Below are 12,942 nucleotides of genomic sequence, written 5' to 3'. Positions count from 1 at the left end.
AGGGCCAGATCACGGAGCGTGCGCATACTCACCGTATTTGAGCGTCACGTTCTGCTACGAAGTGGCGGCTATTACGCGTATCTCCTCCGCCCACCTGCCAGGCCGGACACCGCGTCACCTTCGCCACTGCCGCCGAGTGGGTCGACCGCCTGGCCGCCGCCCATCACTCCGGACGGCTCCAGGCCGAACTCACCAAGCTGAGCCGCTACCCGCTGATCGTGGTGGACGAGGTCGGCTACATCCCCTTCGAAGCCGAGGCCGCGAACCTGTTCTTCCAGCTCATCTCGAACCGATACGAACGCGCGTCCGTGATCGTCACCAGCAACAAACCCTTCGGACGCTGGGGAGAGGTCTTCGGCGACGAGACCGTCGCCGCCGCCATGATCGACCGCCTCGTCCATCACGCCGAGGTCCACTCCCTCAAAGGCGACTCATTCCGCATGCGAGGACGCGAACTCGGACGCGTCCCCACCACTACCGACAACGACTGAAACGACCGAACCGAAGACACCCGGGTCAGATTTCACCTGTCCAGACTGGGTCCAGGTTCAGCCGCCGCCGACACTAACGGCGGCTCCTACTGTGGAGATACTCCTCCGCGCACCCGCAGCAGTTCATCGAGCACGCTGACCGGCGATGTCGGGGATATCGCCACCCGAGCATTGAGTGCGGATTCCCACTCCTCTGTAAGGCCGACCATGAGCCTCCGGCACATGCGAGGAGTCACGTGGGCATAGCGTGCCGAGACCGAGCCGTCGATGTGGCCCATGCGATCGTCCATGAGCACCTTCTCGGTTCCCAGGTCCTCCATCATCGTCCGGTGGGTGTGGCGGAGGCCGTGGGGCGTGAGTCCCTTGGCTATCGGGAGCCAGCAGGCGTCGGCCCGTTCGCTGGCTCCCCGACCGCGCGCCGGGACACCGGGCCAAGGCTCGCCGAGTAGGGGCACGGGCCGTGGCTCCTGCGGTGCCTTCTTCGGGTACCAGCCGGAGACCGCCGGCGTGAACAGCCAGGTTGCGAAACCGTTCCTGCGCCAGTGGGCGGCATGCTCCGGCACGATGCCGCCCCGCACGAACCGGAGGTCCGCGATGGCCGACTCGACCTTCTCTCGCCTGGACTCGGTGACGCGTTCGGGGTGGTTGAGCACGTTGGACACCGTGCCCGTCGAGACGCCAGCACGACGGGCGACATCGACGAGCTTCGCGCCCTGGTGGCCACCGGTACGAGCGGCGCCCTGTCCTCGGAAGACGTAGGTCTTGCCGTGACAGGGGCACGGCTTGGGCTTCGTGCGGGCGATGTGGTTCGCGACCAGCGCGGACAGCCAGTCCATCGAGTCGATGGTGCGGTAGCTGTCGTCCTTCGGCGGGCAGCGCACCAACTCCCCCGAGTCGAGCTCGTACAGCTGCCACTCGACCCGGACGGCTCCAGGGCGGACGAACGCGGTCTCCAGGCCGACGATCTCGCCCCAGCGCATGCCGGTGTACCCCTTGAGGACCACGGCGACGAACTCGTCGTCACGGCCGGAGAGCAGGGCGGCGCGCTCGGCGGTCAGCAGGATGCCGAGCGCGTCGGTGACCACCTTCTCCGGACCACGGTCTCGGGAGCGGCCGGCGCGTTTGCCGCGTCCGCGCCGCCGAGCGGCCGGGTTGGACGTGATCAGGCCCTCGTCGATCGCGTCCTCGAAGATCAGGTGGAGCGTCGAGCGCCAGGTCTTGACGCTGGAAGCGGCATAGAGGGCCTTCTCCTTCTTCTCCCACAGGTCGACGTCCGTGCGCAGGATGCCGGCGAGCGCCTTGTCCTCGAACTCGGGGAGCAGGTGCTCCTCGATGTGGCGCTTGTAGTTCTGCATGGTCGAGGCGGCCAGGTCCTGGGCCTCGTACCAGCGGTTCGCGTACTCGCCGAAGGTCTCCTGGCCAAGGGCCGGGTCGCGCCAGTCGCCGCGACGGTACTTGTTCTCGGCCTCGGCCGCGGCCCGTTGGGCCTCGCCCTTGGTGGCGAACCTGAGCGCCTTGCCATTCTCGTCGACCACCGTGTTGTGCTTGCCGGGCGCGACCTTGTACCGGCCGCGCCAGTAGCTTCCGCGCTTCTCCGCGAAACCCAAGTCCCGCTGTCCCTCTCTTCCTTGTCCTCGTCTACGGCAGATTCGATCGGGTCACGCGGCAGTGCCGTACTGCTGTTGTCGACGCGGCGGGCGGGCCCGCAGGCGGGTAGTCGGCGCCACGGCAGGGCGGCGAGGTTGCGCGGCGCCGGTCTGCGTACCGGGCTCGGAGAGCGGTTCGGTCGCCCGTGCGGCTGTCTGCGCGGGCTGTGCCGGCCGCTGCTCGTAGAGGCGGATGATGTCGGCGAGGTGCTCGGCGGTGAAGCGGTAGGCGCGGCCGACCCGGGTGTGCGGTATCAGGCGCCGTCGCGCTCGGTCCTTGACCCACCAGGCCGAGCAGCCGAGAGTGTCGGCGATCTCCTCGGGGCGGTAGAGGCGGGGTGGAGGGGCGTCGGACGGCCTGTGGGGCATGGGCGCGGGCGTGGATCGGTGCAAGGGGGCGGCTCCTGGTCGGGAGGTCGGGAAGGGGCTGCGTGGGGGCTCACGCGGCGCCCGGCCCCTGGAGGAGGGCGGCGGGTGACACCTGCAGGGCTGCGGCGATGGCGACGAGGTCGTCGATATCGCATCGCCGCTTGGCGAGTTCGATGCGGGACAGCATCGTGTTGGACATAGGACGGCCCAAGGCGGTACAGCGCGCCGCGAGTTGGCGCTGCCCAAGGCCGCGTTCGATGCGGAGGTTTTCGATGGTGCGAGCCACCGTCAATCCTGCGGGTCCTATTTCCAGGGATCGTGCTGCCATAGCTCCAGTTGTAGCGTGCATTCGGCGGTTTGGATAACCGCCGATCGTCGGCTATGTTGCGCCGCGCTCAATCGGTGAGCGAGGCGGTCGGGGTGCTGCGCAAGGCCGGATCCCCCGAACAGGAACCGACACCGCAGACCCTCTCTGACGTGGGGTGTTGTGTTGTAGCTTCGTCACTCGCAGGACGTCAACGGCTTCCCGATGTGATCCTTCTGGCTCGGGATGCGCGGCAACTATTTGGTCAACCGCCGATCGTGCCCTACCGTTTTCGCACCGCCCTCGCCGACTCTATTTCCAGCGGCATTTCTGCCGTGAGAGATTGCGCCGGATAGGGCTGGACTTGCGCGACCTGGGTGTGGCTATGTTGACGACACCCCGGAAAGCACGAGCGGCCATCAACGCTCCCGCGTCAACGGCCAGACATCCCACGCCCCTTCACGCCCGACCCGCCCCGACCGACGGTGAGCCGTGGGCATCCCGCCTACCGGCCACCGAGTGAGGACCGCCCCTCTTGGCACGAATCCGCACCATCAAGCCGGAAGCCTTCGTCTCCGAGTCCCTGGCCGCCGTCTCCCTGACCGCCGAGCGCACCTTCTTCGGCCTGCTCACCCAGGCTGACGACCAGGGCCGGCACCGCGACCACGCCGCGATCATCGCCGGGCAGCTGTGGGTACTGCGCCCGGAACACACGCCTGGAGCTGTCGAGCAGGACCTCGCCCAGCTCGCCGACGTTGGGCTGATATGCCGCTACAAGGGCCCGGGCGACAAGCGCTACCTGCACATCGTCACCTGGCGGCAGCATCAGAAGATCAACCGCCCCAGCGCAAGCCGCCTTCCCGCCTGCCCGCACCACGACACGCAGGCTCGCACCGCGCCCGGCGTCGATGCGCTGGCTGCGGGAGTCGGCATCACGGAGCCCGCACCGCAGCCTCACGGAACCCTCCGTGAGGGCTCCGGGCGAATACGCGAGCCTGCGCTGAATCCGGTCACTGATGACAAAATAGCAGGTCAGAGCGATTTCGGTGAGCCTTCCGTGAGGCACCAGGGAGGGCTCAGTGAGGGAGCGGTGACGCCTCAGCGTCCGGATCTAGGACCTAGGATCATGGATCTAGGAAATACCCCTTCGGGGGGCGCGAGCGCCCCCGCACCCCACGCCGTCTCGGCCAACGAGCTCATCGCCGAGTACGCCGCCGCTTGCACACACCGTCCGCCCAAGGACGTCCTGGGCCATCTCGCTCGCGAGGTGCGCAAGCTGCTCGGCGAGGGCATCGCCCCCGCCCACATCCGGGCCGGCCTGGAACGGCACCGCGCCAAGGGCCTGCATCCCAGCACTCTGCCGAGCCTCGTGCACGAGGCCATGAACGCGGCCCCCACCGCGCCGGTTGTCCACAGGGCGTGGACAAACCCCGCCGATGTCGAAGCCGCCTACGGAGGTGACCTCTGACCACCACCCTCACCCGCGAGCCCCACCGGGTCGGCCCGCTCGCCGACCGGCTCAACGGCATCCTTGCCAGCCGCGGCATCGACCTCGCCACCGCCGCCGTCGAGGACGGGCACGCCGAGCCCGTCACCGCGCTGGAACTCGCCGACGCCAGGATCCCCGCCCGCTACCGCCGTGCCCTGGCCGACCACCCGAAGGTCACCGCCTGGGCCGACGAGATCGCCCGCGCCGGACGCCCCGGCCCCGGCGGGCCGGGCATCGCCGAAGGCCCGTCGCTGCTGATCGCCGGCCCCACGGGCACGGGCAAGACGTACCAGGCGTACGGCGCCATCCGCACCCTGCTCGCCCGAGGGGTCCGTCTGCGCTGGGAAGCGACCACCACCGCCGACTTCCACGCGCGCCTGCGCCCACGCGCCGGCCACGACGCCGAACGTGACCTACAGACCCTGGCGCGCTGCCCGCTGCTGTTCCTGGACGACCTCGGCGCGGCCAAGACCAGCGAATGGACCGAGGAGCTGACCTACCGGCTCATCAACCACCGGTACGAGCACATGCTCCCCACCCTCATCACCACCAACCTTCCGATGGAGCAGCTGCGTGTCACCCTCGGTGACCGCGTCGCCTCCCGCCTCGCCGAGATGACGGAGCGCGTCATCCTCGACGGCCCCGACCGACGACGCCGCACAGCGCCCGCCGCCTGACTGGCCGCCTCAGCGCCCTCTCCTGGCCGACCCCGCCGCATCACCTGCGCTCACACCAGCCCTGCCCGCGCCAGCCACTCGCGTAGGCGGTTGCTCAGCGCTCCGTCGATTCGCCCTTCGTTCTCAATCCTCGACGCCTTGGAGCCCCCTCCTGCCTCCTCTCAGCCCCGTCCCCCTCGCCATACGGATCAGCGGCACGCCGCTTTTCCCTGACTGGGCCACCTCCCCGGTGATGACCGTGGCGCTCCTCCCGCCCGTGGTGCTCGGCCTGCTCGCCGGGTGGCTGATCCGTCAGCAGCGCCGTCGGCGGCATCACACCTACCGCTGGCGTGGAACCGCCGCGGTGCCGGTCGCGGCCGTGGCCGCGCTCGGCTGCACTGCGTACAGCGCGGACACCAGCTGGCGGTTCGCCGCCGACTACCTCGACATGGGCGGCACCGCCGAGCGCGTCGCGATGTTTGCCGCCGCCGAGCTGGCCCTGTTCGCCACTGCCCTGATGGCCCGGCAGAACCTCAACGGCCCGAAGCAGGCTCCCGGCCTGCCCGGCACCCTCACCTGGGTCATCACCACCGTGCAGATCCTGCCCGCCTACGCTGAGTCCGGGCTGGTCGGTGGCACCGTGCGAGCCTTCGTCGGCCCGGTCATGGCCGCGATGCTGTGGCACCTGGCCATGGGCATCGAGCTGCGCCACCGCGCCCCCGACGCCGCCTCACGCGGCCTGGCCGCCGTCCTCGTCCGCCAGGCCCGCGAACGCCTCCTGGCTCGCCTCGGCATCGCCGACCAGGACGCCGATGCCGCCCGCCTCATCCGCGACCGCGCGCTGAGCGAAGCCGTCGCCCTCATCCTGCGCGCCGAGTCGATGACCGACCGCCAGCGCGGCAAGCGGCGGCAACGACGCCTGGCAGAACGCCTGCACGAGGCCCTGGAGCGGGCCGGTGTCGACGGCGACCCGCTCCAGGACGAGCTGCTGCTGCGCAAGCTCGCCACCCGCAAGCAGGCCCTCGGCCTCGCTTCCATCACGCTGCCGCCGCGCTGGGGGGTCCCGGCCTCCAACCCCGCCCGGGAATCCGGGCACAGCAGCCCGTGCTCCGGCCGCACGGCACAACTGCCGCGGGCAGAGGAAACTGCCCGCCCGCACCCGTCAGATCGGGGTGACGACGAGGTCCCTCCGGCTGCCCGCCCGCAGCCTGCCCGCCCGGAGCCCGGGCTGCCCGCACGGGCAGAAACTCAAGAGAGCCGGGCGCTCACGGGCAAGACCTCGGGCAGTCCTTCGGGCAGGCGCGAGCGGAAACCGGCTGCCCGGAAGAAGCGCGACGCCGGCAAAGCCCGTGCCTCCGACGAGGTCATCCTCAAGCACGCTCGCCGCATCCATGAGGAGTTCGGCAGCGTCGGACGCGACCGGGTTGAGGACGCCCTGCGCGCCGCCGGCTACACCGTCTCCAGCGACGGCGTCGGACGAGTCGTCCGCGAGTTCAAGGCCCAGCTCAAAGCCGCAGCTGGCCATCCACCCCGCTGATCCCCGCCGCACCAGCGCTCCCGACCACACCCCGACCCGAAAGGCCCCATGCAGACCCCGCACCACGAAGACCCCATGGCTCCCGAGGAATCCCTGCCGTCCAATCCTGCCCCAGGCGGAGCAAGTTGGTGCAGGAGCATTGCTCCCGTCGGGAGCAATGCTCCTGCCTCTCCCGCGTCGGCAGCGGCGGGAGCGGATCGGCACCGGGAGGCGCCGATCCGTCAGGATGCGACCGAGGGCGGGTCGCATCCTGGGAGGGAAAAACAGCGTCCCTGCCACAGCACCGACTGCGCTCACGCTGCCCCGTCGAAGCCCCGTGTGCAGCAGCGTGAACGTCTGCGTGATGAGAAGAAACGTGTGCACCAGCCCAGCTGCCGCATGAACGACGACGAGTACCAACTCCTCCTCCGGGCAGCCGCCGTGTGCCACATGAGCGTGGCCGGGTTCCTTGCCCGCTCGGCTCTCAACGCTGCCCGCGACCTGGAGCGCACCGCTGCGGACATCGCGGGCGAGAAAGAGATGCTGCAGGAGCTGTTCGCGCTGCGGCGGCACCTCAGGCAGATCGGCAACAACCTCAACCAGGTGGCCAAAGCGCTGAACTCCGGAGCCGACGCCCCACAGGCCGAGGCGGTCCTCGCCGCCGTCCAGCGCGCCGCCAAGCGTGTCGACGCCTTCACCCAGCAGCACCTGGACCACAGGACGGCTGCGTGATCCCGCGCGTCCACGCCAGGGGCACGCGCACCACCGGCCTGCTCCACTACCTGTACGGGCCCGGCACGCATGAGGAGCACGCCGACCCGCACCTGGTGGCAGCCTGGGACGGCCTTGCCCCCGATCCCGGCCGAGACCCCGGCGCCACGTACGGTGATCTCCAGCGGCTGCTCGACCAGCCGGTCATGGCCCTGCCCGAGAGCCGGCGGCCCGCCGAGCACGTGTGGCACCTGTCGGTACGCGCTGCCCCCGGAGACCCGATCCTGTCGGACGAGCAGTGGGGCGAGATAGCCCGCAGGATGGTCGCCGCCACCGGTATCGCCCCCGACGGCGACGACGCCGCCTGCCGCTGGGCGGCCGTCCGGCACGCCGACGACCACATCCACATCATCGCCACCATCGTCCGCGAGGACGGCCGCCAGGCCCGCCTCCGCCAGGACGGCAAACGCTCCCAGGCCGAAGCCCGCAAGATCGAGATCGACTACGGGCTCCGCCGCCTCCACACCGGCGACGGCACCGCCGCCCGGCGGCCCACCAGCGCCGAACACCACAAAGCCCAACGGGAAGGCCGCGAGCGCACCGCGCGGGAGGAGCTGCGGGAGACCGTGCGCCGCGCCGTTGCTGGCACGGCCTCCACGGAGGAGTTCTTCGACCGCCTGGCCGCCGCCGGTCTGCTGATCCGCAAACGCGTCGCGCCCTCCGGTGATCTGCTCGGCTACAAGGTCGCGCTGCCCGATGACCACAACGGCGAGAAGGAGCCGGTGTTCTACGCGGGCTCCACGCTCGCCCCCGATCTTTCCCTGCCCCGTATCCGCGAACGCTGGGCCCTGCCTGCGGGGGCCGCCGCTTCGGCGGACGGCTCACGGCCGGAGCAGCCGGCCCTGCCGGACGTGACAGGTCCCGCGTTCGCGCGGCGCCGGGCCACCGCCGCTACCTGGCAGGCCCTGATGATCACCGATGCCGGTGACGACGGCGCGGCAGCGGCCTATATCGCCGCGGCGGGTGAGGTGCTGGACGCGCTGGCCAAGACCTCCGACGCTCACACCCGCGCTGAGCTGCGCGAGGCGGCGTTCGTGTTCGAGCGGGCGAGCCGCTCCCACGTGAAGGCTGTACGTGGGCGCGACCGCGCCCTACGCCAGGCCGCTCGCGATCTCGTCCGCAGCGGGCCCGCCCTGGGCCGAGGGGAAGATGGCGCCACCACCGCCATGCTCATCGACATGGCCTTCTTCCTCGCCATCGCCGCGGCAAACTGGCACGCGAAGAGGGAGCATGCGCAGCAGGCCGCCGCAGCCCAGCAGGCAGCCGAACACCTTCGGGCAGCCTACGAAACCGCCGCAGCCCAGCCCATGGCCACCCTCCGACAGCTAGGCCAGCGTCTGACTCCCAGGGTTCGGCAGCGGCAAGCCGAGCTTCTCCAGCAAGTCCTGCCGGATCTGGCCGAACGCATCCGTGCCGAGGCCAGCTGGGCCGCCTTGGCCGCCACCCTCGACGACGTCCGGAAGGCCGGCCATGACCCGGCGGTTCTGCTGACCGACGCCGCCCGACGACGCGAACTCGATACCGCCGAATCGATCAGCGACGTCCTGGTGTGGCGCCTGCGCCGCAGCGCCCACCTGCTGGCCCTACCCGCAAGCCCCGACGGAACGGCCGCCCCAGGCACTCGGCGCACCGCACCCCCGGCGCCCGCCACGCGACCGGCCAACAGTGCCGTAACCGACCCCATCCGTCGGCGCTGACCAGCGAAAAGCGGGCGGAACATAGCCGACGATCGGCGGTTGGGCAAACCGCCGATTCTCCGGATTATTCATGCCTCCACCCACCCCACTCCTGTGAGGAGCACCCGTATGCCCAAGACCCAAGCCCGACCCGAGATCGTCGTCCTGCTCTGCGACGCGGACATCAAGCGCAAGCGTGAAACCAACACGTGAAACCAACACGTGGAACCACCTCGACGGGCGCCCGTTCAGCAAGGAGGAACAGGCCCTCGTCCTCAGTGCCACCCGCGTCGAATTCGAAGAGATGCAGGAGCAGTTCAAGCGATACCGGGAGTACCAGCGCGCGATGGATGAAGCGCCGAAGGCCCTGCAGCGCTTCCTCGCCCCGTTCATGGAGCAGCTCACCCAGAAGAACCTCGGCAACGCCGTCGAGCTCATGAACGAGGACGAGCGGAACGAGTTCGACCGACTGCTCGGCCTCGCAACGGAGCCGGTCCGTTCCTTCGCCCCATACACCTTCTAACCGGGGCCCCTGCCCTTGCATGACCGACGTGGCGGTGACCCGCTCCCAGGACAGAGCCGGCATCTGACACACAGGCGTGGACGTTCCAAGCGGTAGCCGGTACAGCGCGCCGCGTTGAACGAAGCTCAGGGCGCAGGAACGGTCCGCTCCCAGCAGCCGCAGCCCGTCACGCCACAGAGACACCGGCCACGGCAGAGCAGCATGAAGCCGGGCCTCCCCAAGGGGAGGCCGGGCTTCAACGCCTTGGACGGCCCTCAGCCGGCCGGAGCCCGCAGGAGCCGGTCGCGTGTATTCTCCGGCAGCACCCGACGCAGCACCGGCGCGCTGGAGCTGAGGGAACCGGCGAAAGCGGCGACAAGGTCGTGCGGCACGCTGGCGCTGAACGACGCGGCCCACAGGTAGCCCGCGCCGAGCACCGGCTCGGCCCACGCCTGCCACCCGGCCAGGGCCGCCTCGTCCGCCTCTGCCACCAGCGCCAGTGGATCGCCATCCTGGATGAGGGGTGGCACCTCGCCGAGGTGGATGTGAGAGGCGAACGTCGGATCCACCGCGCCCGATCCGGGCTGGTCGACATGACGCAGCCAACCGTGCGCCGTTACCGCGTCGAGGACCAGCTCGGGGTCACCGCACTGCAGGGCGGGCTGATCGCAGGCGTCGAGCGCGGCAAGGAAGTCGGCAAGGACCTCCCCCGGGACATCGGGGGTGAAGTAGGCCGACCACTGGGCGAGCGGACTGCTCGGGTCCGTACGGGCGGAGACCTGCCAACCGATCGGCAGGTTCCCCAGGTGGAACGGCTCGTCCGGCAGGACCCACTGCGCCCACCGCAGGGAGTCGGGGCTGATGTGCAGCACGGTGCTGCGCAGGACCTGACGGTCCTCCGGCGCCTCATCCGGCTCCTGACGCCCGCGGACGATCGTCAGGCTCGTCCAACCCAGGCCGGCGAGCGTGTCAGCGACGGCGTCGTACAGGCGTCCGTCGTCACCGGCCAGATGCCGGGGACCGACCCAGTACGCGGACGGGACGCAGGCCGGAGCGGGTGGATCGATCGGGAAATCGGGATGCAGGTGCGCCTCCAAGGGGCTGGGGGACTGGGGGCTTGATGCCGCCAGCGGTGCGTGCGACTGGATGGAGGTGCCGGGCCCGCTTCGCGGCGGCCTCGGGGGCAGATGGCCGGGCTATCCCGTCTCGCCCTCACCAGGCAGACGACAGGTTCCCCCAGGGCGCCGACTCGAGCCTCTGGCTGTCACACGCGCTGGGAGGTCTCCAGCACGCGCTCGACTGCGGCAGCGACGACATCGGCTGGCGTCTCGGTGTCGAAGGAGATCTGGTAGCCGCGCACCTTGGCCGTACCGGTGACGGCGATCTTCCACCCCTCGCCGTCGGTACCAGGGCGGCCGGACGGAAACCATCCGAGATAGAAGGATCCATCCTTCGAGTTGACGTGTACGTCCGCGCGGTCGTCGACGACTAGGTGGAAGTCGTCGGCGGAGAACTGATCCATCACGAGCGTGGCCTGGCCCGGGCCGAGCAGCCACTCACGCAGCCGCAGGGCCTCGACGGTGGTGGAGAATCCGGGACCCTGGGTGCCGCAGTCACGGGCAATCACCTCTTTGACCTGGTGCTTTGCGAGAAGGTCGTCCAGGTTCACATGCCCTTGCGGCGCTGACCAGTCATTCGTGGATCTTTGCTGTCTGCCCCCGGCGAACTGCCACGCAGAGCGCGAGACATCGCGGTCCACTGCGGAAAACGGCGTGCACGCGGTGGGGGCAGTGCTGATAGTTGCCGCATGGACGCGATCGAGGCCGCACGCGCCGTCGTAGACGAACAGCACCCCGAAGCACGCGCCGCGTTCCTGGGCGGCAGCGTCGTGACAGGCCGCCGGACGGCAACGTCGGACCTCGACGTCGTGGTCCTGCTCCACGGGGCCCCAGCTCCGTACCGGGCGAGCCTCCAGTACGCCGGCTGGCCGGTGGAGATGTTCGTTCACACCGAGGCGACGTGGCACGCCTACGTCGAACGGGAGCTGCGCAAGCGCCGGTCACCGCTGCTGTGGATGTGTGCCGACGGGCTGCTGCTGTTCGACACCGACGGACTCGGAGCCCGCCTCGCCGCACAGGCCCGGAAGCTGACCGCCGCCGGACCACCCCCGGTGTCGTCGGAAGAGATCGACGACCGCCGCTACGCGATCACCGACCTCCTCGACGACCTCGCGGGAAGCAACGACCAGAGCGAGCGTCTGTTCATCGCGACCGAACTGGTCCGACGCACCGGTGAGCTGGCACTGGCCGTTGGCGGTTCGTGGGGTGGCGGTGGGAAGTGGCTGGCACGCCGTCTTGAGACGACCGCGCCAGGGCTCAGCACACGCCTCCACCACGGCCTACAGGAGGCACTGGCCGGGAGAGTCGAGACCCTCGTGGCCGTCGTGGACGAGGTGCTCGGGCAGACCGGTGGCCGGTTGTGGGTCGGCTACAAGCGTGTCGGGGCGCCCTGAGCGATCCCGCGCTGCGGACGTCTCAACGTCTGTTCTTTCACGTGCAGATCACTTGACGGAGAGCAACGCCCGAGCCTCCTCGGCGCACCCCCACGACAGCGTGACGCCGGCACCTCCGTGCCCGTAGTTGTGTACGACCACGGTGCCGTCCTCCCCCACCTCTTCCTCCACACGGACCGTGGCGCGGGTCGGTCGAGCGCCGACCCGGTGTTGCAGCACGCGGGCGTGAGCGAGGCGGGGCTCGACCTCGGCGCAGCGGGCGAGGATGCCGGCAGCCGCCTTGTCGTCGGGGGCCAGATCGCCCTCGCCGTCGATCGCTGTGCCGCCCAGGACGACGGTTTCGCCGTGGGGGTAGAAGCACAGGAGGTCCGGGGAGAGGCCGGTGTCCTCGGAGAAGAACTCGGTCAGCCCGGGGTTGGTGACGACGACGTGCTGACCGCGGATGGGCCGGAGGTCAGGGTCCGGAACCAGGTCGCGTGCCCCGAGGCCCGCGCAGTTGACGATCGCCGAAGCCGGACCGGCGTCCGAGAGCGAAGTCAGCCGTCGCTGCTCGACCACACCGCCGGCATCGCGGAGTCGGCGCAGGAGGTAGTCGAGGTAGGTGGGCATGTCGATCAGTGGCACGGTGAACCGGTAGCCCGCCGTGAACCCGGCCGGGAGTTCGGCCCGCTCACACGGTCGGAAACCAGGCAAAGTGGTGGCCCAGTCTGGCGCGGCTTCGGCCGTGCGGGATGCCTCGATGCCACTGGTGAGCCGGACGCCCGTCGCTGGGTCCTGGGCCAGCTCCCGGAAGATCCCCAGGGACCGTTGTCCCCACTGGTCGACCTTGTCCTTCGGCTCGACCAGGTAAGGCCCCCACATCGCCCCGGCCGCCAGCGACGTGACACCAGGCACCTGCTCGGCGATCACGTGCACCGAAGCCCCGGCCTCGGCGAGAACGACGGCCGTGGTGAGTCCAGCCACCCCAGCCCCGACAACGACAACGCGCTCCCCTGCGGTCATGAACCTGA

At 70.0% G+C, this 12,942-nt stretch carries 13 protein-coding genes and 1 pseudogene; 8 read left to right on the top strand and 6 right to left on the bottom strand.

All coding sequences use genetic code 11. The features are described from left to right. Positions 1-104: 104 nt before the first annotated feature. Positions 105-491: pseudogene (locus tag ACIBAI_RS14150) on the top strand (ATP-binding protein); the annotation flags it as partial. 86 nt (positions 492-577) lie between these two features. On the opposite strand, the gene ACIBAI_RS14145 reads toward ACIBAI_RS14150, so the two are convergent. The 3 genes from ACIBAI_RS14145 to ACIBAI_RS14135 all read right to left on the bottom strand — a co-directional run bounded on the left by ACIBAI_RS14145 (position 578) and on the right by ACIBAI_RS14135 (position 2,834). Further along, positions 578-2,098, bottom strand: coding sequence for a LacI family DNA-binding transcriptional regulator (locus tag ACIBAI_RS14145; protein ID WP_386785236.1), 1,521 nt, complete (start codon positions 2,096-2,098; stop codon positions 578-580). A 51-nt stretch (positions 2,099-2,149) separates the two neighbouring features. Next, positions 2,150-2,506: a helix-turn-helix domain-containing protein gene (locus tag ACIBAI_RS14140; protein WP_014143633.1), complete on the bottom strand. Its 357-nt coding sequence runs from the start codon at positions 2,504-2,506 to the stop codon at positions 2,150-2,152. Positions 2,507-2,576: 70 nt separating this feature from the next. Beyond that, a complete protein-coding gene (locus ACIBAI_RS14135) occupies positions 2,577-2,834 on the bottom strand; it encodes a helix-turn-helix domain-containing protein (protein WP_041824705.1) in 258 nt (85 codons plus the stop codon). Positions 2,835-3,345: 511 nt separating this feature from the next. On the opposite strand from ACIBAI_RS14135, the gene ACIBAI_RS14130 reads away from it, so the two are divergent. The 6 genes from ACIBAI_RS14130 (at position 3,346) to ACIBAI_RS14105 (ending at position 9,441) form a co-directional block, all read left to right on the top strand. Continuing rightward, entirely contained in the window at positions 3,346-4,278 is a 933-nt protein-coding gene (locus ACIBAI_RS14130; protein WP_399033958.1) for a hypothetical protein, read from the top strand. Then, positions 4,275-4,976 carry an ATP-binding protein gene (locus ACIBAI_RS14125; protein ID WP_386785304.1) on the top strand — a complete coding sequence of 234 codons (702 nt, stop codon included), beginning with the start codon at positions 4,275-4,277 and terminating at the stop codon, positions 4,974-4,976. Before ACIBAI_RS14130 ends, ACIBAI_RS14125 begins: the two co-directional genes overlap by 4 nt. Before the next feature lie 229 nt (positions 4,977-5,205). Next, a complete protein-coding gene (locus ACIBAI_RS14120) occupies positions 5,206-6,492 on the top strand; it encodes a hypothetical protein (protein WP_399033956.1) in 1,287 nt (428 codons plus the stop codon). 357 nt (positions 6,493-6,849) lie between these two features. Next, positions 6,850-7,203: a plasmid mobilization protein gene (locus ACIBAI_RS14115; RefSeq protein WP_399033953.1), complete on the top strand. Its 354-nt coding sequence runs from the start codon at positions 6,850-6,852 to the stop codon at positions 7,201-7,203. Then, on the top strand, positions 7,200-8,939 hold the full coding sequence (locus ACIBAI_RS14110) for a relaxase/mobilization nuclease domain-containing protein (protein ID WP_399033951.1): 1,740 nt from the start codon (positions 7,200-7,202) through the stop codon (positions 8,937-8,939). The genes ACIBAI_RS14115 and ACIBAI_RS14110 overlap by 4 nt, the downstream gene beginning before the upstream one ends. 175 nt (positions 8,940-9,114) lie before the next feature. After that, complete coding sequence (locus tag ACIBAI_RS14105) at positions 9,115-9,441, top strand: hypothetical protein (RefSeq protein WP_399033950.1); 327 nt, start codon at positions 9,115-9,117, stop codon at positions 9,439-9,441. 254 nt (positions 9,442-9,695) lie between these two features. Here ACIBAI_RS14105 and ACIBAI_RS14100 read toward each other — a convergent pair whose 3' ends face one another. Beyond that, on the bottom strand, positions 9,696-10,517 hold the full coding sequence (locus ACIBAI_RS14100) for a DUF317 domain-containing protein (protein WP_386785224.1): 822 nt from the start codon (positions 10,515-10,517) through the stop codon (positions 9,696-9,698). A gap of 167 nt (positions 10,518-10,684) precedes the next feature. After that, positions 10,685-11,044, bottom strand: a complete 360-nt coding sequence (locus tag ACIBAI_RS14095; RefSeq protein ID WP_386785302.1) for a DUF317 domain-containing protein — start codon at positions 11,042-11,044, stop codon at positions 10,685-10,687. A 183-nt stretch (positions 11,045-11,227) separates the two neighbouring features. Here ACIBAI_RS14095 and ACIBAI_RS14090 point away from each other — a divergent pair, with 183 nt between their 5' ends. Further along, the gene (locus ACIBAI_RS14090) at positions 11,228-11,932 is read left to right on the top strand and encodes a nucleotidyltransferase domain-containing protein (protein ID WP_125505086.1); all 705 of its coding nucleotides are present in this window, start codon (positions 11,228-11,230) and stop codon (positions 11,930-11,932) included. 48 nt (positions 11,933-11,980) lie between these two features. On the opposite strand, the gene ACIBAI_RS14085 is transcribed toward ACIBAI_RS14090, so the two are convergent. Beyond that, positions 11,981-12,934: an FAD-dependent oxidoreductase gene (locus ACIBAI_RS14085; protein WP_399033948.1), complete on the bottom strand. Its 954-nt coding sequence runs from the start codon at positions 12,932-12,934 to the stop codon at positions 11,981-11,983. Positions 12,935-12,942: the final 8 nt, after the last annotated feature.

The sequence above is a fragment of the Streptomyces sp. NPDC051041 genome (assembly GCF_044456065.1).
Taxonomy (GTDB): domain Bacteria; phylum Actinomycetota; class Actinomycetes; order Streptomycetales; family Streptomycetaceae; genus Streptomyces; species Streptomyces glaucus.
This window is presented reverse-complemented; position numbering and strand designations above follow the sequence as displayed.